General features: G+C 73.2%; 20 protein-coding genes and 1 pseudogene. 9 read left to right on the forward strand and 12 right to left on the reverse strand.

Annotated elements, in window-relative coordinates:
* Window positions 1-72 precede the first annotated feature (72 nt).
* Window positions 73-456: pseudogene (locus MTF69_RS41665) on the reverse strand (AAC(3) family N-acetyltransferase); the annotation flags it as partial.
* Window positions 457-542: 86 nt separating this feature from the next.
* Between MTF69_RS41665 and MTF69_RS41670 the strand changes: the two are divergent.
* Both MTF69_RS41670 and MTF69_RS41675 read left to right on the forward strand, forming a co-directional pair.
* Window positions 543-1,421: an ATP-grasp domain-containing protein gene (locus MTF69_RS41670; protein ID WP_243342040.1), complete on the forward strand. Its 879-nt coding sequence runs from the start codon at window positions 543-545 to the stop codon at window positions 1,419-1,421.
* Between the two features lie 42 nt (window positions 1,422-1,463).
* On the forward strand, window positions 1,464-2,339 hold the full coding sequence (locus tag MTF69_RS41675; RefSeq protein ID WP_243342041.1) for a GNAT family N-acetyltransferase: 876 nt from the start codon (window positions 1,464-1,466) through the stop codon (window positions 2,337-2,339).
* 75 nt (window positions 2,340-2,414) lie between these two features.
* Here the strand turns inward: MTF69_RS41675 and MTF69_RS41680 are convergent, their stop codons facing one another.
* From MTF69_RS41680 to MTF69_RS41695, 4 genes are all read right to left on the reverse strand, one after another.
* Window positions 2,415-2,858: a subtilase-type protease inhibitor gene (locus tag MTF69_RS41680; RefSeq protein WP_243342042.1), complete on the reverse strand. Its 444-nt coding sequence runs from the start codon at window positions 2,856-2,858 to the stop codon at window positions 2,415-2,417.
* Between the two features lie 186 nt (window positions 2,859-3,044).
* Complete coding sequence (locus MTF69_RS41685; RefSeq protein ID WP_243342043.1) at window positions 3,045-3,503, reverse strand: Crp/Fnr family transcriptional regulator; 459 nt, start codon at window positions 3,501-3,503, stop codon at window positions 3,045-3,047.
* Window positions 3,504-3,677: 174 nt separating this feature from the next.
* Window positions 3,678-3,980: a hypothetical protein gene (locus MTF69_RS41690; RefSeq protein WP_243342061.1), complete on the reverse strand. Its 303-nt coding sequence runs from the start codon at window positions 3,978-3,980 to the stop codon at window positions 3,678-3,680.
* 182 nt (window positions 3,981-4,162) lie between these two features.
* Window positions 4,163-4,375 (reverse strand): hypothetical protein, encoded by a 213-nt coding sequence (locus MTF69_RS41695; RefSeq protein WP_243342064.1) that lies wholly within the window; start codon window positions 4,373-4,375, stop codon window positions 4,163-4,165.
* A 260-nt stretch (window positions 4,376-4,635) separates the two neighbouring features.
* Here MTF69_RS41695 and MTF69_RS41700 point away from each other — a divergent pair, with 260 nt between their 5' ends.
* From MTF69_RS41700 to MTF69_RS41715, 3 genes are all read left to right on the forward strand, one after another.
* Complete coding sequence (locus MTF69_RS41700; RefSeq protein WP_243342044.1) at window positions 4,636-4,959, forward strand: MarR family winged helix-turn-helix transcriptional regulator; 324 nt, start codon at window positions 4,636-4,638, stop codon at window positions 4,957-4,959.
* A 251-nt stretch (window positions 4,960-5,210) separates the two neighbouring features.
* Complete coding sequence (locus MTF69_RS41705; RefSeq protein WP_243342045.1) at window positions 5,211-7,943, forward strand: DNRLRE domain-containing protein; 2,733 nt, start codon at window positions 5,211-5,213, stop codon at window positions 7,941-7,943.
* A 690-nt stretch (window positions 7,944-8,633) separates the two neighbouring features.
* The gene (locus tag MTF69_RS41715) at window positions 8,634-10,319 is read left to right on the forward strand and encodes a heavy metal translocating P-type ATPase (RefSeq protein ID WP_243342046.1); all 1,686 of its coding nucleotides are present in this window, start codon (window positions 8,634-8,636) and stop codon (window positions 10,317-10,319) included.
* A gap of 8 nt (window positions 10,320-10,327) precedes the next feature.
* Here MTF69_RS41715 and MTF69_RS41720 read toward each other — a convergent pair whose 3' ends face one another.
* Complete coding sequence (locus tag MTF69_RS41720; RefSeq protein ID WP_243342047.1) at window positions 10,328-11,524, reverse strand: IS110 family transposase; 1,197 nt, start codon at window positions 11,522-11,524, stop codon at window positions 10,328-10,330.
* Window positions 11,525-11,730: 206 nt separating this feature from the next.
* Window positions 11,731-12,255, reverse strand: a complete 525-nt coding sequence (locus MTF69_RS41725; protein ID WP_308401522.1) for a DUF3224 domain-containing protein — start codon at window positions 12,253-12,255, stop codon at window positions 11,731-11,733.
* A gap of 101 nt (window positions 12,256-12,356) precedes the next feature.
* On the opposite strand from MTF69_RS41725, the gene MTF69_RS41730 reads away from it, so the two are divergent.
* On the forward strand, window positions 12,357-13,463 hold the full coding sequence (locus MTF69_RS41730) for a YafY family protein (protein ID WP_243342048.1): 1,107 nt from the start codon (window positions 12,357-12,359) through the stop codon (window positions 13,461-13,463).
* Window positions 13,464-13,554: 91 nt separating this feature from the next.
* Window positions 13,555-15,363: a hypothetical protein gene (locus MTF69_RS41735; RefSeq protein ID WP_243342049.1), complete on the forward strand. Its 1,809-nt coding sequence runs from the start codon at window positions 13,555-13,557 to the stop codon at window positions 15,361-15,363.
* Here the strand turns inward: MTF69_RS41735 and MTF69_RS41740 are convergent.
* On the reverse strand, window positions 15,358-16,287 hold the full coding sequence (locus MTF69_RS41740; RefSeq protein WP_308401523.1) for an NAD(P)H-binding protein: 930 nt from the start codon (window positions 16,285-16,287) through the stop codon (window positions 15,358-15,360). The genes MTF69_RS41735 and MTF69_RS41740 overlap by 6 nt on opposite strands.
* Here MTF69_RS41740 and MTF69_RS41745 point away from each other — a divergent pair.
* Window positions 16,198-16,548, forward strand: a complete 351-nt coding sequence (locus tag MTF69_RS41745; RefSeq protein WP_243342062.1) for a MarR family transcriptional regulator — start codon at window positions 16,198-16,200, stop codon at window positions 16,546-16,548. The genes MTF69_RS41740 and MTF69_RS41745 overlap by 90 nt on opposite strands.
* A gap of 58 nt (window positions 16,549-16,606) precedes the next feature.
* Here the strand turns inward: MTF69_RS41745 and MTF69_RS41750 are convergent, their stop codons facing one another.
* A complete protein-coding gene (locus MTF69_RS41750; protein WP_243342051.1) occupies window positions 16,607-18,961 on the reverse strand; it encodes a macro domain-containing protein in 2,355 nt (784 codons plus the stop codon).
* 180 nt (window positions 18,962-19,141) lie between these two features.
* On the reverse strand, window positions 19,142-19,615 hold the full coding sequence (locus MTF69_RS41760) for a hypothetical protein (protein ID WP_243342052.1): 474 nt from the start codon (window positions 19,613-19,615) through the stop codon (window positions 19,142-19,144).
* 133 nt (window positions 19,616-19,748) lie between these two features.
* Here MTF69_RS41760 and MTF69_RS41765 point away from each other — a divergent pair, with 133 nt between their 5' ends.
* Window positions 19,749-20,168 (forward strand): hypothetical protein, encoded by a 420-nt coding sequence (locus MTF69_RS41765; RefSeq protein ID WP_374325722.1) that lies wholly within the window; start codon window positions 19,749-19,751, stop codon window positions 20,166-20,168.
* Here the strand turns inward: MTF69_RS41765 and MTF69_RS41770 are convergent.
* Both MTF69_RS41770 and MTF69_RS41775 read right to left on the reverse strand, forming a co-directional pair.
* Window positions 20,117-20,680, reverse strand: a complete 564-nt coding sequence (locus tag MTF69_RS41770; protein WP_243342053.1) for an adenylate kinase — start codon at window positions 20,678-20,680, stop codon at window positions 20,117-20,119. The genes MTF69_RS41765 and MTF69_RS41770 overlap by 52 nt on opposite strands.
* Before the next feature lie 31 nt (window positions 20,681-20,711).
* A complete protein-coding gene (locus tag MTF69_RS41775; RefSeq protein ID WP_243342054.1) occupies window positions 20,712-21,548 on the reverse strand; it encodes a MerR family transcriptional regulator in 837 nt (278 codons plus the stop codon).
* Between the last annotated feature and the right edge of the window lie 63 nt (window positions 21,549-21,611).

Here is a 21,611-nt window from a genome sequence, read left to right on the forward strand (position 1 = left end):
CGATCAACCAGTCAAGCGGTCACTAACCGCCTACGATCACTGACCGCAACGACACCCCTTGGACTCATTCATCTAGGCAGCCCGGACGGCGTTCACCACGGGGTTTCGGCTGGACGACTCAGCGCGCGGACCCCGTGTCCGCGTCCAGCAGTTCGTGAAGCCGGGGGACTGCGACGGGCGGATGCCCGCGCGGCGCTCGAAGTCGGGGCCCACGACCGGGAAGTGGGTGTCGTTGTCGTTGCCCACGTCCGGGGTTTCCGCCCAGACGCGCTCACCGTCCACCTCCATCGGGAAGCGCCGCACCCGCAGCCGGGGGCGGGGTACGAGGGACTCGACGTGGTGCAGGAACGAGTTCCGGTTGTGGCCGACTCCGATCAGCAGGATGTGCGCGCCCAGGTCGTGCAGCCGGCCGAACGGCGAGGTGCGGCCCCGTGCGAAGCCCAGCGACTGCCGCGCCGTGACCTGTGCTGATCACATCATTCCGGTGGGTGGCCGGGCGAATCCCTGCCCCGGCCGCGCGCGGACCTCCGTAGGGTGGCGGCATGCCGACCACCGTCCTGTACTGCTCCGATCCGCTGAACGCGCGCCTCGCCGACGCCCACTTCGCCGAGGAGGCACGAGCGGTGCGCGCCGCCGGGGGCGGCATCGGGCTCATCGACCACGACGCGCTGCTCGCCGGGGACGCCGGCCGGGCCGTGGCCCGGGTGCCCGCCGGGGCGGGGGCGCTCTGGTACCGGGGCTGGATGATCCCGGCAGCCCGGTACGCCGGCCTCGACGCGGCCCTGCGCGAGCGCGGATGCGCACTCCGCGTCACTCCTGACGCGTACCGGAGCGCCCATGAACTCCCGGGCTGGTACGAGGCGTTCGCCGGGCTGACCCCGCCCAGCCGGTGGCTGGCGACGCCTCCGGGGCAGACCCCGGAGCCGGCCCGGCTCGCGGACGCCGCCGCGGCCCTCCCGTCCCGCGCCGGGATCGTCAAGGACTACGTCAAATCCCGGAAGCACCAGTGGGCGGAGGCCTGCCACCTCCCCGACCTCGCGGACCGGGCCGCCGTCCACCGCGTGGTGAACCGCTTCGTGGAGCTCCAGGGCGAGGACCTGGCCGGCGGAGTGGTGCTGCGCGCCTTCGAACAGTTCACGGCGGCCGAGGGCGTGGCCACCGAGGTACGGGTCTGGTGGCGGGGGGCCGAACCCCGGCTGGTCACCGCGCACCCCGACAGCCCGTACGCCGAGGCGGCGGCGCCGGACCTCGGACCCGTGCGGGCCGCGGTCGCGGAGCTCGGCTGCGCCTTCGTCACCACGGACCTCGCGCTGCGCGCGGACGGCGTCTGGCGGGTCGTGGAGGTGGGCGACGGGCAGGTGAGCGATCTGCACCGGGACGCCGATCGCGGCGCGTTCGTCCGCCTCCTGACGGGCGGTTGAGGCCGGACCGGACGCAGGGGCGGATCTGGTACAACATCGGACATGACGGGATCGGGATTGACTGGATTCGAGATCAACGATGCGAGCGCCGCCGACATGGCGCTGTTCCGGGACTGGGCCGACGAGGAGGGCTGGAATCCCGGGGACTCCGACCGGTTCGCGTTCGCCGTCGCCGATCCGGGCGGATTCCTCATCGGGCGGCTCCGCGGGAAGCCCGTCGCCTGCATCTCGGCCGTCCGGTACGGCGCCGGATTCGGCTTCATCGGTTTCTACATCGCCCGCCCCGACGTCCGTGGCCAGGGATACGGGATCCGGATGTGGAAGGCCGGAATGGAGCGGCTCGACGGGCGGCTCGTCGGGCTGGACGGGGTGGTCGAGCAGCAGCACAACTACCGTAAGTCCGGCTTCCGCTCGGCCTGGAACAACGTCCGCCACGAGGGGGTGCCGCAGGCGGCGGGGGAGCCCCCGGAGGAGACGGCGCCCGGGGTGCGGATCGTGGATGCGGCCACCCTCCCGTTCGGGCAACTCGCCGCCTACGACCGCAGGTTCTTCCCCGCGCCGCGCGACGCCTTCCTCGCCGCCTGGGTCGGACTGCCCGGCCGTACCGCCCTTGCCGCGGTGCGGGACGGCCGGGTCGAGGGGCTCGGAGTCGTCCGGCCGGGCAGCGGCGCCTCCCGGATCGGCCCGCTCTACGCCGCCGGCCCGGCCGTCGCCGCGGCGCTGGTGCTCCGCCTCGCGGAGCGGACCCCCGACGGCCGGGTCGCCGTGGACGTACCGGACGCCACTCCGCGTGCCGCCGCCCTGCTGGGCGGACTGGGCCTGACCCCGACGTTCGAGACCGCCCGGATGTACACCGGCCAGGAGCCGGACCTCGACCTGACCGGAATGTACGGGGTCACGAGTCTGGAGCTGGGCTGACCGGGCTGATCGGGCTGGTCGGGCCGATCGTGCTGACCGGGCCGATCGGGCTGATCCCCGGCATCCGGCCCCGGCTCAGATGGTGAAGACCGTGCCGGTGGCGTTCCACAGGGCGCACGGGTTCGCGTAGGTGTAGGAGTAGTTCATCCGGCGGCCCTGCCACACGCCTTCGGCGGTCACGGTCACCGGGCTCCACTCCCGGGTACACGCCGCGTCGGGGCGCGGCTCGGCGAGCGCGTCCAGCTCGGGGGCGTAGGCCTGTAACTCGGCGCACGCCGCGTCCGGGTCCGGGTGGGTTCCGCCGGGCCGGGGCGCGCAGACCAGGGTGACCGCGCGCAGCACCGTACCGCTCGCCGCGTCGTCGCCGTCGGTGACGCTCAGCACGAGCGCGGACGGGGCGTACAGGCTTTCGCCGCCGGCGGGCGCGGCTCCGGCGACGCCCGAGCCGGTCAGGGCGGTGAGGGCGGTGAGCCCCATGGCGGCGGACGACAGTCCCAGGGTCCTGGTGACGGATCGCATGTCGAACGCTCCTCGCATCGTTGCGTCGGATAACGGACGCGAGTCTTGCCCATGCGGAACCGGAACGCCCGTTCGCACCTCTACTTCTCGTCACGCAACGCGCACGCATGACCGCAGACCGCAGCGACCCGCAGGGGGCTGACCTGTGGGGGAGCGGTCGGCGGAATCGGCCCGAACCCGCCCGGGTCAGCTCGCGGCGAGGCGGGGGGCGTACGTGTCGAGGAGGCGGGTGCGGGTCTGCTGCAGCCGCAGCGCGAGCACCCGGCCGACCCAGTGGCCGAGGGCGGACCCGAAGGCCGGATCGGCGTCCATGAGCATCCGTACGGTCGTGGCGTCGAACTCGTACGCGCGGACCGGCGTCATGGCCTCGGCGCCCAACTGCCACACGTACGGCGGGAACAGCCACGACCAGCCGACCAGTTCTCCGGGGCCCAGGCTCTCGATGGGCGTGGGCCGGCGGCCCGGTACCGGGATCTCCAGGGTCACCGTGCCGGAGCGCACGATCCAGAAGGAGTCCGCCCGGGTGCCCTCGTCGAAGATCCGCGCGCCCTCGCGGAAATTGACCTCGCGGGCGTGCGACATCAGCCGTCCGCGGTATTCGGTCGACAGGACGGCAGCGATCCGGATGGGGGAAGGTGTGCTCACGACGGCCTCCGATCGGGACCCCCCGCTCCCCCAGTGTCGCCGACGCCGGACCGAATCCGGGGCGTCCGCATCCGGAGGATTGTCCGATTTTAGGCGACACAAACCCCGTCCGCGCCGGAAGCCCGCCCCGGCCGCCTCCCGGCCGCCTCCCGGCCGCCTCCCGGCCGTGCCCGGCTACTCCTCGGCGCCGGTCTCCAGGCAGGCCAGCTCCATGGCGTCGAGGACGGCCTCGTGGCTGCGTCCGCTCAGTTCGGAGACGTTCTCGATCTGTGCCGTCGCCCAGGCCGCCAGGGTCATCACCAGCACGCGGAGCCCGTCGGTGCCGTACTCCGCGAAGATCTCGTCCGCGGCGCTCATCGCCTCCTCGGGCACCTGCTCCGGTGGTTCGAGCCCGGCCAGGCCGCGGAGCAGGGTCAGGGTGCGGCGGGAGATCTCGGGGGTCATCCTCGCCAGCCGCGTGTCTTCTTCGTCGCTCATTCCGCTCCGCCCCTCCGGTCCCGCGCCCGCGTACGTCCCCGGGCGCGGGCTCCTGCCCGCGCCTGCTGTCGTCCCCCCCAGGGCACCGTAGAGGGGCGCGGGCCCGGGCGGGGCGGCAATCGCGAGAACGGGCCCGGCGTCCCATGATCCGGACGGGCGTGCGCCCCCTTCGGCTGCCCGCCTCAGGCCCGGCGCGCGCCCGGGCCGGCGAGTCGCTCGGCCAGGGCGGGCAGGCCCGGGCCCGACAGGAGGGGCAGGGCCGCCGTGTCCCGGCCGGTGACCAGCAGGAGGAGCGCCGAGACCGGGCCCTCGACCGTGGTGGCGGAGGTGGCGGCGGCCGTGCCGCTGCCCGCGGCGTCACCGGTGCCGGCCGTCCAGTCGCAGTCCGTGGCCATGAGCCGGAAGCCGGCCAGCGGGCGCCGGGCGTGGAACGGAACCCCATCGACCAGGCCCGCTGCGCCGCGGTCGCCGCCGCCTCGGCCGGCATCGTACGGGTCCGGCCCAGCGGGACGGCGATGTCCTGCCCGTGCGCCAGGCTGTCGATCAGCGGCTCCAGGTGGGTCACCCCCGGTGCCTTGCGCCGGGATCCGGCCATTGCGCGCAGCCGGGGCGCGAACTCGGCCGCCGGCCGCGCGGCCTCCCGTACGGCCGTGTCGTGGACCATGCGGTCGAAGCTGCCCCGGGCGCGGACCGCGGCGACGAGGACCTCGCCGACCAGGCCCGGATCACCAAGCAGACCGCCGGCTTCCTCGTCGACCAGCTGGAGCGGGCCGGCTACGTCCACCGCACCCCCGATCCGACCGACGCCCGCGCCCGGCTGGTCCGCATCGCGCCCCGGGGCGCGGCCGCCGTGGCCGTCGCGCGGGAGGCGGAGGCCCGGGTCGAGGGGGAGTGGTCCCGCCATCTCGGAGCCGAGGACACCCGACTGCTCCGCAGTGCTCTCACCCGCCTCCGCAAGGTCGCCGATCCCTATCGGTGAGCCGGGCCCGGGGCAGGGTCGGGGCCCCGGGTGCGGGTCCGGGTGCGGGTCCGGGTCGGGGCCCGGGTCGGGGCCCGGGTGTGCGGGCGGGCGGTGCGCTTTGGCATCCGGTGAGTCAAGTGCGGTGAACGGAGCCGGGATTCCCCTTAGGGTGCCCGGGTCACGGCCGTGGACATCCGTACGATAGTTTCCGGCCATTCCGTGCGTCGTGCAGCACTGCGCGGCGCCGCGCACACCGAACTGGGGGGTTCATGCGTAGATCCAGAGGGCTGGCCGCCGCTCTCACCCTGGCCCTGGCCGGCACCTGCACGGCCATGGGCCTCGGCCTCGTCGAAGAGGCCGCGGCCATCACCCCGCCGGTGGCCTTCACCGCCGACGAACTGCCCACCTGGCAGGCCAACGGTGTCGTCTGGGCCCTCGCCGAGGCGGGCGACAAGGTCTTCGTCGGCGGCACCTTCTCCACCGTGCGCCCGCCGGACGGCGCCGCCGGAACCGAGCAGGAGGCGGTGAACTTCGCGACGCTCGACGCCGCGACGGGCGCCCCGGCCTCCTGCAAGCTGTCCTTCACCGTGGGCTCCGGCACCGCCACCGTCCGCGCGCTCGCCCTCTCGCCGGACAAGGCGACCCTGTACGCGGGCGGCTACTTCGGCGCCGTCAACGGCACCGCGGTCTCCAGCCTCGCCGCCATCGACGTGGCGACCTGCACCGTGAAGACCGACTTCCGGCCCGCCTTCGCGGCCACCGTCCGGGCCCTCGCCGTCACCGGCGACACCGTGTACGCGGGCGGCGACTTCCTCACCGTCGCCGGCCAGCCGCGCGAGAGGTTCGCCGCCGTGGACGCGGCCGACGGCACGCTGAAGCCCTTCACCGCGAACGCCGACGAGCCGGGCCGGGCCGTCGAGCTCACCCCCGACGGCGAACACGTGCTCCTGGGCGGCGACTTCTTCACCGTGGGCGGTACGAACAGCCACGCCCTCGCCGTCGTCGACGCGACGACCGGCGCCGTCACCAAGGCCTACCCGGGCTTCGTCGAGACCAACTCGGTGGTCAAGGACATCGCCACCGACGCGACCGGCTTCTACACCGCCAACGAGGGAACGGGCGGTGGCGTCTTCGACGGCCGGATCGCCCTGAACCTGAGCGACTTCGGCCAGCGCTGGCGCGACACCTGCCTCGGCGCGACCCAGGCCGTGCTCCCGTACCAGGACGTGCTCTACAGCGCCTCGCACGCGCACGACTGTTCCAGCATCGGCGAGTTCCCGGACGGCCAGCGCCACCACCTGCTCGCCCAGCCGACCACCGCGACCGGCAAGCTGGGCTGGGCTCCCGACACCAACGACGGCATCGGCGAGGGCATCGGCCCGCGCGTCATGGCGGTCGGCTCCAAGGGGGGCGTCCAGTACCTCTGGGTGGGCGGCGAGTTCACCACCGTCAACGGTGCGGCGCAGCAGAGCCTGACGCGCTTCGCCTCCACCGGGGACACGGGTGCGCCCAGCGTCCCGGTGGCGAGCGCCGTGAGCTTCAAGCCCGGTGAGGTGCAGGTGCGCTGGCGCACCAGCCTCGACCTGGACGACGGCACGCTCACGTACAAGGTCTACCGCAACGGCGCGGCCACGCCGATCGCCACGGTCGCGGCGGACTCGCTGTTCTTCCGCCGCCCGCAGACCTCCTGGACCGACACCACCGTCACCGCGGGGCAGTCCTACACCTACCGGGTGACCGCCACCGACGCGGCCGGCAACACCAGCGCCCTGTCGGCGACGGCGAGCGTCACGGTGCCGAGCTCGCCCGACGCGTACCCCAGTGCGGTCCGCGCGGACGGCGCCCAGCTGTTCTGGCGCTACGACGAGTCGGCCCTGCCCTTCGTCGCGGACTCCTCGGTCGGCGGCAACCAGAGCGGTGTGCACCTGAACGCCCCCGCCCTGCGCCAGACGCCCGGTGCGGTCTCGGGCCCGAGCACGGCCATCGGCTTCAACGGCACGGACACCCAGGTGTACGGGGACCGCCGCCAGAACGTCGGCTCCACGTACAGCATCGAGACCTGGTTCAAGACGAACACCACCACGGGCGGCAAGCTCATCGGGTTCGGCAACAACCAGTCCCGTGGCAGCAGTCAGTACGACAAGCACATCTACATGACCAACAACGGCCGGCTCGTCTACGGCGTCTACAGCGGCGGGACCCACACCGTCACGACCACCGCCGCGTACAACGACAACCAGTGGCACCACGTCGTCGCGACCCAGGGTCCGGGCGGCATGACCCTGTATGTGGACGGCGCCCAGAAGGGCACGCTGGGCTTCACCGCGCACGAGAACTTCGCAGGCTACTGGCACGTGGGCGGCGACAGCCTCGGCGGCTGGCCGGACCGTCCGGTCAGCGAGTACTGGGCGGGCCGGCTGGACGAGACCGCGGTCTACCCGACGGTCCTGAGCGCGGCCCAGGTGCAGAACCACCACACCCTGGCCTCCGCCCCGGCCGACTCGGTCGTCGAGGTCCAGGCCGCGGAGGACACGTACGCCAACGCGGGCGCCCCGGGCACCAATTACGGGACGTCCGGCTCGCTCGCGGTGCGCGGAACCTCGTTCTACGCGAGCTACCTGCGGTTCAACCTGCCCGCCGCGCCTGCCGGCACGGTGCTCAAGGCGGCCACGCTGAGCGTCAAGACCAGCACCATGGCCGGCGCCGGTACGACGGACACGGTGTCCGTGCTCCCGGTCACCGGCTCCTGGACGGAGGCCGGGACCACGTACGCCAACCGCCCGGCACTCGGCGGCCCGGCGCTCGGCAGCTTCGCGGGCGTCCCGGAGGGCTCGGCCGTCCACACGACCGGCCTGGACAAGGCGGCTGTCGCGGGGGCGCTCGGCGGCGCCTACAGCCTGGCGCTGAGCAGCGCCGGGACGGACGCGCTGTGGCTGTGGTCCTCGGAGGCCGCCGCCAATGAGGGCTCGCCGAAGCTGACGCTCACCTTCGGCGCGCCGTAGCCGTAGCGGGTCCTGCGTGCGGCGGCCGGGTGGTTCCTACGCCCGGCCGCCGTTGCGGTTCCTACGCCCGGCCGCCGTGGTGGACGTGCGCCAGGATCTGCTGGAGCAGGGCGGCAACGTGCGCGTCGTGGAGCTCGTAGATCACGCTGCGCCCGTCGCGGTGGCCGGAGCCGCCGCGATCGTGCGGTGGGAGGAGGGCGCCGTCATGCTCGTCCTGTTCAGCGTCGCAGATGAGCTGAGGTTTCCTAGCGATCCTGAGTTTCCGTGGATCGTTGGGAGGCGGCCCGTGGTGTCTGGCGAGGTGTGGACCCTCGCCGGTGGGTCGCGGTCCGTGCGGCCTGCTCGTGCACGGTGCTCATCGTGTGCGGTACCTGCCGCCTGTGGCGCCGCTGGCTGCGGCGATTCGGAAGCTGGGGTAGCCGCCCCGCCGGACGCTTTCCACCCGGTTTGGGTCCGGGTGGGGCGGGGACCCCGCGTCGCTTTCCTGGGCACGGGGCGGATTCTCAACGAGACCGGATTCGTTTCCGGCCTCACCAACACCGCCACGCTACGGGCATCACGGAAGCGACCACACCCCCCGACCGGAACCCTCACCCGAAAGTGTCACAGAACGACAAACGTCACCTACTCGTCGCGCAGCCGTGCAACCCGGCAACGCCCAGGATTCTCAGGGCAATCGAGGAACTGCAGATGACCCTCGGCCACGCCCTGGAGGGCTACGCCATGGGCCGGGCCCGCCGCTCCATCGAAGCGCTCGGCGCGCTGGCCCCGCGTACCGCCCTCGTGCGCCGGGGATCGGGGGCGCCGGTGGAGGTTCCGGTCGAGGAGCTGGCCGTCGGCGACACCGTCGTCGTCCGCCCCCACACCCGCGTCCCGGCCGACGGCTTCGTCGCAGCCGGCACCAGCAGCGTCGACCAGGCGCCCATCACCGGCGAGAGCGTCCCCGCCGACAAGACCCCCGTCGCCGACCGGGCCGCCGCCCTCGCCGACCCCGGCGCGGCCGGCCCGGAGAGCCGCGTCTACGCCGGCACGGTCAACGGCTCCGGCGCCCTCGACATCGCCGTCACGCGCCTCGCCGGGGAGAACACCCTGGCCAGGGTCGTCAAGCTGGTCCAGGCCGCCGAGGAGCGCACCTCGCCGACCCAGCGGTTCACCGAACGGTTCACGAAGTTCTTCGTACCGGGCGTCCTCGTACTCGTCGCCGTACTGCTCGCCGTCGGCGCGCTCACCGGCGAGCCCTTCGCCGACACCTTCTACCGGGCCATGGCCGTCCTCGTCGCCGCCAGCCCCTGCGCCCTGGCCATCGCCACCCCGGCCGCCGTGCTCAGCGCGGTGGGCCGGGCGGCTCGCGGGGGAGTACTGGTCAAGGGCGGGGCGCCGCTGGAGGAGTTCGGCCGGCTGCGGACCATCGCCTTCGACAAGACCGGCACGCTGACCGAGGGCCGCCCCCGCCTCACCGAGATCGAGCCCGTCCACGCCGCCGGGCGCGAGGAGCTGCTGCGCACCGCCGTCGCCGCGCAGCGCCTCAGCGACCACCCCCTCGCCCAGGCCGTGGTCCGCGAGGGCGCGGTACTCCTGCAGGGGGGCGCCGCTTCCGAGGCCGTCCCCTCGGAGGCCGCCCCCTCAGAGGCCCGGAATCTGCGGGCCCTCGTCGGCCTCGGGATCGTCGCGGAGCTCGACGGGGAGGCCGTCCACATCGGCAGCCTCGCCTACGCCGACACCCTCGCGGGCCCGCCCGTACCGGCCCGGCTCCGCGACCGTACGGAGGAACTCGCCCGGACCGGCCGCACCACCATGCTGGTCCGCCGGGGCGACCGCTGGCTCGGCACGCTCGGCCTGATGGACGCCCCGCGCCCCGAGGCCGCCGAGGCGGTGGCCGCCCTGCGCGGGCTCGGGGTGCAGCGGACCGTGATGCTGTCCGGCGACGACCAGCGGGTGGCCGACGCGGTGGGCCGCGCAATCGGCATGGACGAGGTCCGGGGCGGCCTGCTGCCCGAGGACAAGGTCGTCGAGGTGACCCGGCTGCGCCGCACGGCCCGTACGGCGATGATCGGCGACGGCGTCAACGACGCCCCGGCCATGGCCGGCGCCACCGTCGGCGTGGCGATGGGAGCGGCCGGCTCGGCCGTGGCCCTGGAGACGGCGGACATCGCCCTGATGTCCGACGACCTGCGCAGGCTCCCCTTCATCACCGGCCTGAGCCGCCGCGCGAGCCGCGTCATCCGCCAGAACCTCTGGCTGAGCCTCGGCATCGTGGCGGTGCTCGTCCCGGCCACCGCCCTGGGCCTCGGCATCGGCCCGGCGGTCCTGGTCCACGAGGGCTCCACCCTCGTGGTCGTCGCCAACGCGCTGCGCCTGCTGCGCTACGCTTCCTAATACTGTTGTCAAGCGGCCGTAGTGACCGGCGGTGCGACTTCGTAGCACCGCCGGTCACGGATCAGGGCCCACAGGACGTTGACGCGTCGGCGGGCGAGGGCGAGCACCGCTTGGACGTGCTTCTTCCCCTCGGCGCGTTTGCGATCGTAGAACTTCCGCGAGTTCGGGTCACAACGGACGCTGACGAGCGCGGACGTGTAGAAGACGCGCTGGAGTCTTCGGTGGTAGGTCACTGGCCGGTGAAGGTTGCCGCTGACCTTGCCCGAGTCGCGCGGTGCGGGGGCGACGCCGGCGAAGGCCGCCAGGGCGTCCGGGGAGTCGAACTCATCCAGGTTTCCGCCGACGGCGGCGAGGAACTCCGCGCCGAGGATCGCGCCGATGCCGGGGACGCTCTGGACTATGTCGGCGAGTTCGTGTTCGCGAAACCGGCCCTCGATGAGCTTGTCCATCTCGGAGATCTGCTCGTTGAGGGTGATCACCTCCTCGGCCAGGGTGTGGACCAGCTTGGCGATGGTCTTCTCCCCGGGGACGGAGGTGTGCTGGCGTTCAGCGGCCTCGACGGCTGCTTCGGCCAGGGAACTCGCGCTGCGAACCTTGCGGTTGACCAGCCACTTCGTCAGTCGCGCGGTTCCGGCGCGGCGGATCGCGGCCGGGGTCTGGTAGCCCGTCAGTAGCTTGAGCGGGCCGGTGTTGGTCACGTCCAGGGCCCGTTCCAGGGCGGGGAACATACTCAGCAGGGTGCCGCGCAGCCGGTTCACCGAGCGGGTGCGGTCCTCGACCAGGTCGGAACGACGTCCGGTCAGCAGCCGCAGCTCGATGGCGGCTTCGTCACCGGGTCGGATGGGCCGCAGGTCACGGCGCATCCGGGCCTGGTCGGCGATCACGTAGGCGTCGCGGGCGTCGGTCTTTCCCTCGCCGCGGTAGCCGTCGGACGCCCGGTTCACCAGACGGCCGGGGATGTAAAGGACCTCCTGACCGTGGTTGATCAGCAGGGCCAGAAGCAGCGCGGGCTCGCCGCCGGTCATGTCGATGGCCCAGGTGACCGGACGGCCGTCGGCCAGGGCCAGGACGTCGCCGATCAGTTTCAGCAGCTCGGGCTCGTCGTTGGCGACCCGCCGTGAGAGCCGGGTCTTGCCGTCGGCGTCCAGTGCGAGGCCGTGATGGTGGCCCTTGCCGCTGTCGATCCCCGCCCATATCCGGCTCATCTTGCTCCTGACGCGCGTGTTCGTACGGTTCGTACCACGGACGACTTCGCCGGCATTGCTCTACTCAGCGACTTGTTCGCACTTCCTAATCGGCGGCCGAGTCGTCGTGGGGTGCCGGGCGGCGAAGCGTGGCAAGCCACGAAACGGCAGCCGACTGATAGCCACACCCAGCACCCCTGGGCGACCCAACCCTACGAATGGCTCGATCAACCCGATGAAGACGGTAGAGCCGACTGATCCGCCGACCGGGCCGCCGACCGGGCCGTCGTCTGATCCGTCGTCTGGTCCGCCGACCGCGCCGCCGCCGTGAACGCGTAGTCGAAGGCGTACTCCACCGAGGCGTCGCCGTAGCGGTGGGCGAAGGATCCGGAGCCGTCGAGACCGGTCAGGCCGCCGGTGCCCGAGCCGGGGACCACGGTGAACCGGCACCGGGTACCGGTGGCGTCGAAGGTGCCGCGCTCGTCCAGGACGAAGCTGCCTTCTCGGCCGTCGATGGTGCCGGTGACCAGCTCCATGCCGGCAAAGGTGCCGGTGCTCTCCCCCGTGTAGGCCACGGTGTAGGCGCAGGTCGTCGCGGGGGAGGTGAGGGCGCCGGTGAAGGAGTTGGTGACCGTGGCGCGGGCCAGCCGGGGGAAGCCGCCTTCCGGGCCGACCGGGTGCTCCTCCCAGTCCTTGAAGGTGAAGCCGTTGGCGGTGGGTGTGGCAGTGGATGTGGCGGTGGGCGTGGGCACCGGGGCCTCCTGGTGTGGGTTCTGCGGGCTGTCGGCCCGCCGTTGCACAGCCTGGGCGGCATACCTGACATCTTCCGTCAGGTATGCCGGACAATGGCCGGATGCGCGCCGACCGGCTCCTCTCCCTCCTCCTGCTGCTCCAGAACCGCGGCCGGATGACCGCCCCCGAGCTCGCCGCCGAGCTGGAGGTCTCCGTCCGCACCGTGTACCGGGACGTGGAGGCGCTCGGCGCCTCCGGGATCCCCGTCCACGCCGACCGCGGGCCGGCCGGCGGATTCCGCCTCGTCGACGGCTACCGGACCCGGCTCACCGGTCTGACGGACACCCAGGCCGGCTCCCTGTTCCTCGCAGGCGCCCCCGGCCCGGCCCGGGACCTCGGCCTCGGCGCGGACCTCACCGCCGCCCAGCTGAAACTCCAGGCCGCCCTGCCCGCCGAACTCGCCGGCCGGGCCCGCCGGATCCAGCAGCGCTTCCACCTCGACGCGCCCGCATGGTTCCGCGACGCCGACCCCGTACCGCACCTCGCGCAGATCGCGGAGGCGGTGTGGGAGCAGCGGATCCTGAGCACCCACTACCGCCGCTGGAGCGGCGCCGTCCACCGTGCGCTGTGGCCGCTCGGACTCGTACTCAAGGGCGGCATCTGGTATTTGGCCGCCCGGGCCGCGGAGGGGGTGCGGCCTGTGGGGTCGGCGGAGGTGCCGGCGGTCCACGAGGTGCCGGCGGTCCACGAGGTGCCGGCGGTCGAGGAGGTGCCGGCGGTCCAGGAGGTCAATGAGCTCAATGAGGCGCAGGAGGCCAATGAGGCCCAGGGCGCCGTGCGGACCTACCGGGTGGGGCGGTTCCTCGCCGTGGAGACGATCGGCGAGCGCTTCGAACGCCCCGAGGACTTCGAACTCGCCGCGTACTGGGAGGAGTCCGCCCGCCGCCTGGAGGAGGCCACGCGCCGGCAGACCGCCGTCGTACGGCTCTCCCCGCACGCCCGGCGCCTGCTGCCGATGTGGTTCGGGTCGGCGGGAGTCCGCGCCCTCGCCACCGCGGGGCCGCCCGACGCGGAGGGCCGGGTGGTCGTGGAACTCGCCGTCGAGTCCGGCTCCGTGGCCGTCGGCGACCTGCTCCGTCTCGGCGCGGACGCCGAGGTGCTCGGCCCGCCGGAGCTGCGCCGGGCCCTCGCGGGCGCGGTGGCCGAACTGGCCGGGCGCTACCGTTGAGATACCGATGAGAATCCGCTTGCACCCTGCCCGGCGGCCCGGCGATGATCCACGGCATGACGGTGCGAAAGGGCGTTCTGCGCCCGGGGACTTGAGCCCCCGACCGCCGGGCCCCGAGGGCCCGGCCGACTGTGTGGACGCCTGGCTGGAAGAGGCCGGGCAGGACCGTACGGGCCACGCCTACGGGGCGGCCCGCTCCGCGGTCTTCGATGCCGTACGCCGTGACGCGGATGGCCCCCAGGCGAGGCGGCTCGCCTCCCTGGCGTCCGACGCGCGGGGCGACGTACGGCTGTGGGTGCTCCGGCTGCTCACCGACCTGGCGACCGGCACGGAGGACCGTACGGCCGCGGCCCGGACCGCACTGCCCCTGCTCGACGACCCCGACCCGTCCGTACGGCGCGCGGCCGCCTGGCTGCTCGCCGAGGCGGACCGGGTACGGGCCGAAGAGCTCCTTACGGCCCCCGCGGAAGGCACCGGCGCACTCGACCCCGTGGCCCGACTCGCCCTCGCCGAGGCCCTGCTCGTGCGGGGCCGGGACGGCCTCGCGGAACGGCTGCGCACCGACGCCGATCCGGCGGTCAGACTGCGTGCCACCCCGGCTCCCGAAAGCGACGCCGTCCTCGCGGACCTCGACGCCGCCGGGACGCGGCTCGGCGGCCCCGGCAGCCGGGTGTCATGGCGGATCGGCACCGTGTGGGGGATGGCGCTCCGCTCCACCGACGAGAGCACCTGCTACGAGCACGTCGCCCGGCTCGCGCTCCGCCCGACGGAGGCGGCTCGGCAGGCGGCCGTCGACCTGGCGGCGGAGGCGATGCGCCACTGGCGGGCGGCCCCGGCGGCCCTCGTACCGCACCTGCGGCCGCTGCTGGCGGACCCCTGGGCGGGGCCGGCCGCCGCACGCGTGCTCGGGGCCTCGCTGGAGTCCGCCCGGCTGTCCCGCGAGGAGCTGGCGGAGCCGGGCCCTGACCGGGCGGAGGCGGCCACGCTGGGGCTGGCCCGGATCGGGGACCTACGGGCCCTGCCGGAGCTCTGCCGGATGGTCCGCGCGGGGGAGTGCGGGTGGGAGGCCGCGGAGGCCGCGAGGGGACTGGCCGGCGTACCCGGCGCGGACCTCGCCCCGCTCGTGGCGGCGGCCGTGGCGGCCCTGGACCTGCCCGGGCCCCACGACGCGCAACGGGCACTGGCCGTCCTGGGCGTGTGCGGAGCGGCCGCGGCCCCCGCGGTGCCCGTGCTGGTCCGGATGCTGGCAGAGCTGACGGCCGGGCAACCGGAGGCCGGTGCGCGCGGCCGGCGGGCGGGCCGCCTGACGGGCGGCCTGATCTCCGCGCTCGGAGCCATCGGCCCGGCCGCGGCCCCCGCCCTGCCCCTGCTCGACGCGCTGCCCGGGAACGGCCCGGGCGCCCGGTCCGGGCACACCCCGATGACCCTGATCCGGATCTCCGGGGACCGCCGCCGGGCGGAGGCGGCCCTCGGCCGGCTGGGCGACGGGCCGCGCGATGTCGCGCTGTCGGCCCGGCTGCTGGAGTGGCTGGCCGAAAACGGCGGGCTGGAGCCCCACCACGTGGCCCGCCTCAGGGAGAACGCCGCCGACGGGGACCGGGCGCACCCGCGACTCCTCGCCACCCTGTGGCTGCACGCCGGGGTCGAGCCGACGGGAGCGTCGCTCGACGCCTTCGTGGACCATGTGGTGCGCGACGGGTTCGGCCCGTACGTCTGCCGGATCCTGACAGCGCTGGGCCCCGCGGCGGCCCCGGCGCTGCCCGCACTGCGAGCGGCGGCGGCGCAGAGCGTCCGCATCCCGATGTACCTCGGCGACCGGGACCAGGACATGCGCGAGGACGAACGCCTGGCCGCAGCACTGCGGGACACCCTGGTCCGAAGCGCACGTACGTCGTCATGACCAAGCGCCCGCGTGGTCGTCGACCCAGGCGGTGAAAGGGCGGGCGGGCCGACCGAGGATCGCCTCGACCTCGGCCGTGACCGTCGCGGGGCGCGCCATCTCGCGCTCGTAACGCGCCATGAGGGCCTGGACGAACCGCTCGTCGAGGCCGTTCCGGATCATGCCGCGGGCGGCCATCTCGGCCGGGACCTCCTGAAACCGCAGCGGCCTGTCGATCGCAGCGCCGATGATCGGGAGCATCTCGTCGGGCCTGAGGGCCTCGGGCCCGGTGATGGGGATCCTGCGGCCGAGAAGGGAATCGTCCATGAGCGCCCGGGCTGTCACCTCGGCGACGTCGCGCTCGTGGATCACGGCCTCGGCGAAGCCTCCGTACGGGCCCCGAACCGTGTCGCCGAGGGCGAGCTGACCACGCCACAGCCCGAGCATGTTCATCGCGAACGAACTGGGCCGCACCGCCACCCACGGCAGGCCGCCCCCGATGACGGCACGCTCCACCTCGGTGTTGCGGCCGCCGTTGAACCGGGACGGCTGGTGGTCGGGGTCGTCGTCCACGTTGATCGCCGACATGACGACCACCTTGCGGACGCCCTGATCGGCAGCGAGGCGGAGGAGCTTCTCGGTGCTGTCCTTGGCGGCACGGGGCTGGACGAAGAGCCCGCGAACACCCTTCAGTGCCGAGGCGACCGCCTCGGGAGCGACGGCTTCTGGGAGTCGTACGATATGAGTTCCGAAACACATGCCCACCGGAAGGCGTCCGTCGAGCTCAAGGGGGCTTTGCGGGAGCTGAGCAATCAGTTGTCCCTGCTCAACCGGCGGGTCGGCGGTCGGCTCGAGATGAAGGATGTCGATCTCGACTGCCTCGACCTGATCAACCGTCTGGGCCCGCTGGGCCCGGGTGCCCTGGCGCGCGAGGCCGGGCTGCATCCGGCGACCATGACCGGGATCCTCGACCGGCTCGAGAAGGGGGGCTGGGTGGCCCGCGAGCGCGACCCGTCCGACCGTCGGGCCGTACTGAACCGCGCGCTGCGGGAGCGGAACGCCGAGTTGCTGGGCCTGTTCTCGGGAATGAACTCGTCGCTGGACGAGATCTGCGCCGCCTACGGCGAAGCCGAGCTCGAACTGATCACCGCCTTCCTCCGCAGCGCCGTCACCGCGGGACGCGGCGCGACCGAGGACCTGAACTGACCCACGCGACCTGCCGCGGTCGCGGTCGCGGCAGGTCGCGGCTGCCCCGAGGGGTGCTTCAGGACACCACGGGAGCGGCGTCCACTTCGGTCAGCCTGACCGTGTACAGCCCGCCGCGCTCGCTCTTCACGTCCGTCACCTCGAGCTGCGTGCCCGGGGTGAGGATGTACTCCTCCTCCCCGGTGAAGGCGGAGAAGCGCCTGATCCCGACCGCCTGGGCCGGTGTCACCTCGAAGAGCGTCCGCTTGCCGCGGCTGCCCAGGAAGGACCGCGCCACCTTCAGCTCGGAGGTGCACGAGGAGACGCCCCACCACGTCACCGTCCGGCCCACCGGATACTGCGCCCGCAGGTCCAGCGACACACCGCGCCACAGCGGCTGTGTGTGGGCGGGTAGCCCCGAGACCGCCGAGAACAGCAGCCGCAGGTACGGCAGGTAGGGCGTGACCCTGGTGCGGTCCGGGGAGCGGAGGACGGCGTTGATCTCGCGGTAGAAGGCGGACTCGCAGGTGTAGAGGTAGAGCGCGGCGATGGCGTCGGCGGACAGGCTGCCGGACATCTCGTCCGCCCGCTGCTTGCCGAAGTCGTGTGACCGCTCTATGTGTGTGCCGAGACCGGACAGCGTCCTGGCGACTGGCGCGACGGCGCCCTGGAAGTCCATCAGCGGGGTGTCGAACACGCCGGTGATCGAGGGGAGGGCCAGGCCCTCGTCCTTGACGCTGGTGAGGCGCTCCAGGTACAGCTGGTGCAGGTTCATGGTCGACTCGATGAAGGCGCCCATGCGTGCCGAGACATCCGTCCCTCCCGCCCCGGCTGCCCCCTCGTTCCACCCTTTGCTCGGCAGCCAGTCGATCGCGTCGGCACCGAGTGAGGCGAGAGCCTCGTTCACCATGGCGAAATGGTCGCCCTCGCAGAAGATGTCATTCTGCGCCGCCGGGTTCGCGTGGTCGATGTGCCGGACCTCGACGTCCGGGTACTTCTCCTGGAGCCGCAGGACGACCCTCTTCAACTGGCGGGCGTGCGCCCCCCACCAGGCGAACACGACCCCGCGGTCCTCCTCGTCGGCGTCCTGCTTGGCCTTGAGGATCTCCTCGACGATCCGTTCGGCGACCGGCCGCCAGAACGCCGTGTGCTGGTCGGCCCCCATCGCTCCGTCACCGCTTGCGGTGAGCGAGGCGTTCAGCAGCAGCACGCCCTGCGTGAGCATGGCCTGGAACCACTCCGGCGGCTGGACCGTCTCCCGCTCCTTCAGCAGCGAGCGGACATCGGCGATGGGCGTCTTCTTGGCGATGCCGTACTTCCACATCGCCGCCGCCTTGATGAGGCAGCGGATGCTGACGACCCTTCCGAACTGGCTGTCCTTCCAGTCGTTGAAGGTGTTGTCGAACATGGCTATGCCGGTCGCGCTCTCCGGCCGCGGGTAAGGGTTCTGACCGAAGGCGACGACCTTCCACTTGTGTGGCGGGTTGGGCTTGAGAGCCTGGAAGGTCAGCTCACGGACCGGGACGACCTCGGGGCTGCGGCCCTTGCCAATGAACCGGGCGGCGTCCGGCAGGGCCTCGATGACGGGCTTCAGGAGCGGAAGCCAGGGCTCACCGCCGCCGTTGAAGAGTTCGGCGAGGGCCAGCGGATCGTTCCCCTCGGGCTGGGCCGGGGCCGGGCCGTTGCTCGCGTCGGTCATCGGGGTGGGGCTTGCGTTCGTCGTGGTCGAGGGATGGCCGTCGCCGGCAGGGTGGTCGGTGGCAACGGGCGCAGCAGCCTTCGGCGGCACTATGCGCACCCGCTCCTCGACGGGGGCGTCTTCGATGCCGTTGAGCTGCGCGATGATCGTGGCGCGTAGCTCGTCGTCATCCTCGAACCAGTGGTCGTGGAAGAGTGTGTGTCCGGTCCACATCAGGTTGGCGCACACCCTCGCCGGGACCCGGCCGGTCTGCGCACCCATTCCGACCAGAGCCACGGAGCGGATGCTGCCCGGCGCTTTCCGGTTCTGACGGTGGACCGCCTGGAACGCGGCAGCGCACGCCAGAGCCACGTTCAGCGTGGCACTCACGTTCTGCGAGGACCGCACCATGGTCGGCGTCGATATCAGGTACCGGGGGACGGTCGCCCCCGACGGGACGCAGACCGCGCTGCCCACGGGGAGGGCTCCCGCGAACCGATCGCGGATCGCCCGCTTCACACGTGGCTGGATGCCGGATCCGAGGTACCGCTTGATGGCGGCGTCGACCCCGCCGTCCATCCGGCCCTGGGAGTTCGTCGGCGTGACCCAGGCATCGACGTCCTCGTCGAGGATCGAGCCCTTGCGGATCTCGATGCCCGAGGTGTTCGCGAACGCCGCCCGCCACGCCTCAACCACGCGCTCGCTGACGTCTGTCAGCACCACCCTGAGCCCGGGTTCAACGCTGCTCTCGGTCATCGTCCACTCCTGTCGGGAAACGGCCCTTGCAACACCCCGAACGTATCCGCCGCCACTGACAACGACGGACGATCCTGGCCGGGGCCGTCCGCGCATCAGGCCCGACCACGTCACCGGCGACAAGGGCTACAGCTCGCAGGCCGTCCGTACTCGGCCGCGGCGCCGCGGCATCCGGCGGCCTCAGCGTGCCGGTGGCGGCTCGACCTCCAGGAAACGGCGCCGGCGGGGGCCGCGGTACAGCAGGCAGACCCAGCCGAGCCGTTCGAGTGCGGCCGCGCAGGCCGTGAGGCGTTCCTGCTCCTCCTCGGCCGCGCCGCCGCCCGGCGGGCCGAGCCAGGTCACCTCGACGCGGCCGTCCCCGGACGCGGCGGGGCCCACCCGGTACCCGGTCCGGGTGCGCGGCCCACCCGGGTCCTGCGGATCCCGCGCCGACGGCGGGATGCCCGCCGCCTCCAGTGCGAGGGCCACCGCGCGCGGCATCAGCCGGAGTTCCCACGGGGCCGGAACTCCGGCGCCCGCCGGGCCGTTGACGAGCCGGCGGATCTGCAGCAGGCCTTCGTAGGCGGTACGCAGCTCCGCCGCCCGTCCCGCTGCGGAGGGCGCGGGGCCGTCGCCGTCCGCCGGTTCGAAGCTGCCCTGCCCGGGTGTGTTCACGTACGGCTGTCCCCTCGCCCCGTCCGGTACGGTCCGGTCTCGGCCGAGCCGGTCCGCTTCTGAGTACCTCACACCCAACGACCTGAGTATCCGGCCCGATTCCCGGGACGGCTTCCGCTGATCGAATGGGGGCATGACCTCCTCGACCGGCAGTGTTACGGCCACCGCCACCGCCACCGCCACCGCCACCGCTACCGTCACCGCCGCCGCGCCCGCCGCGAGCCGCCCCCGCGTGCAGCAGCACGTGGCCACCGCCGGCACGGCGCTGGCCGTGGCCCTGGTTCCGCTCGTGGTCGGGGTCCTGGTGGCCAAGGGGCTCGCCGCGGACCCGCACGCGCCGGTCAACGCCCTGATCACCGGCGGCGGCCAGCGCGCCGGTCTGCCGCGGGCGGAGTGGCGCCGCCGCGGGCACGCCACGATGGGCCGGCTGCGCACGGCCCGGCGCGGAGCGGTGCACGGAACGATGCGCGGAGCGGTGCGCGGCGCCGTACGGGGCCGCGCCTACGTGACGGGCGGCCGCTCCGCACCGGCCGGCCGCCCGGCCGGTCGCTGAGCCCGCAGCCAGGCCCCGGCGGCCTTCGGGGAGCCCAGCCGGACCACGCGCAGCGGAGCGAACCGCGCGTCGCCGGCCAGCCCGCCGATCTCCGCACGCCGGGCCCCGTACTGGGACCAGGCCCACCACACGGGATGGTCGGCGAGCAGCCACTCCCGCCACCGCTCCCGGTTGCCGCCGAACAGCCGCTCCCGCAGCAGGCTCCGGCGCAGCGAGCGCACCAGCACCCGGCGCATGACGGTACGGCGCGGCTGGTCCAGCCACACCACGGTGTCGGCCCGCCGCCACAGCACCTCGCGCGCGGCCTCGGGCCCGTGGGAGTCGAGGATCCACCGGTCACCCTCCGCGATCCGCACCAGGTCCGCGGCGTAGGACGGGCTGACGGCCCACCCCGGCCCGGAGAAGTGCAGCTCGTCCACCTCGTGGTACGGCAGCGCGAGCAGCCGTCCCAACTCCCGGGCCAGGGTCGACTTGCCGGCTCCGCTGATGCCGGCCACGAGGACGCGTTGCATCAGCGGAGCCTAACCGGTGGGGTGCCTGGCCTCAGGCGCCGAGCGGCTCCTGGAGTTCGGTGACCCACTCGTCCCGGTCGTCCGGGCAGGCCAGGGATACTTCGCGCGCGTAGCCGGCGGAGCGCTCCCCGTTCCCGTCGATCCACTGGGCCAGGGCCTGCGAGGTGGGCAGGACGGAGTCCATCGAACCCCGGTGCACGACCGTTGCCGCCCGCTCGACGGCGGGCAGCACGACGATCCGTACCTCGCCCCCGAGGTCCTCCGCGCGCACGGAGGCGGCCACCGGCAGCCCGGCGTGGACCAGGACGGCGCCCGGTCGCTCCGCGTCGCCGGCGTCCTCGTAGTACGCGATTCCCGGGGCCGTCGGCGTGACACCGGCGGCCTCGATGCGGCGGCACAGCTCGTCGTAGAGCGGGCCGATGACCGGGCCGATGTCCTGCCCCTCGTAGCTGCCCGCGACCCCGCTCAACTCGGCGAGGCGGACGGGCGGAAGGCTCTTCACGACGATGTCGATCGACGACATGGTTCCCTCGTTCTCGATGATCCGGAGCCTCGTCTCGACCTGGGTCAGCCGGGCCGCCGCAGCGGCCATGGCCGATTCCAGTTCCGCCTGCCGCAGCCGCAGCATGCCGCGCAGCTCCTCCGCGCTCACCAGCTCGTCGAGTATCGACCCCACCTGTTCCAGGCTGAAGCCGAGCTCTTTGAGCGCGATGACACGGTTGAGGCGGGCGAGCTGCCCGGCCTCGTAGGAGCGGTAGCCGCTGGCGGGGTCGACACGGGCCGGGTGCAGCAGTCCGATGGCGTCGTAGTGACGCAGCATGCGGACCGACACCCGGCCGTGCTTGGCGAAGTCTCCGATGGTGAACATGACGCCTTCCAGTGCAGGCCCTGACACGGTGTGAGAGTCAAGCGCGCCCAGAATATGTGGTCA

This window comes from Streptomyces sp. AP-93 (assembly GCF_022808175.1).
Taxonomy (GTDB): domain Bacteria; phylum Actinomycetota; class Actinomycetes; order Streptomycetales; family Streptomycetaceae; genus Streptomyces.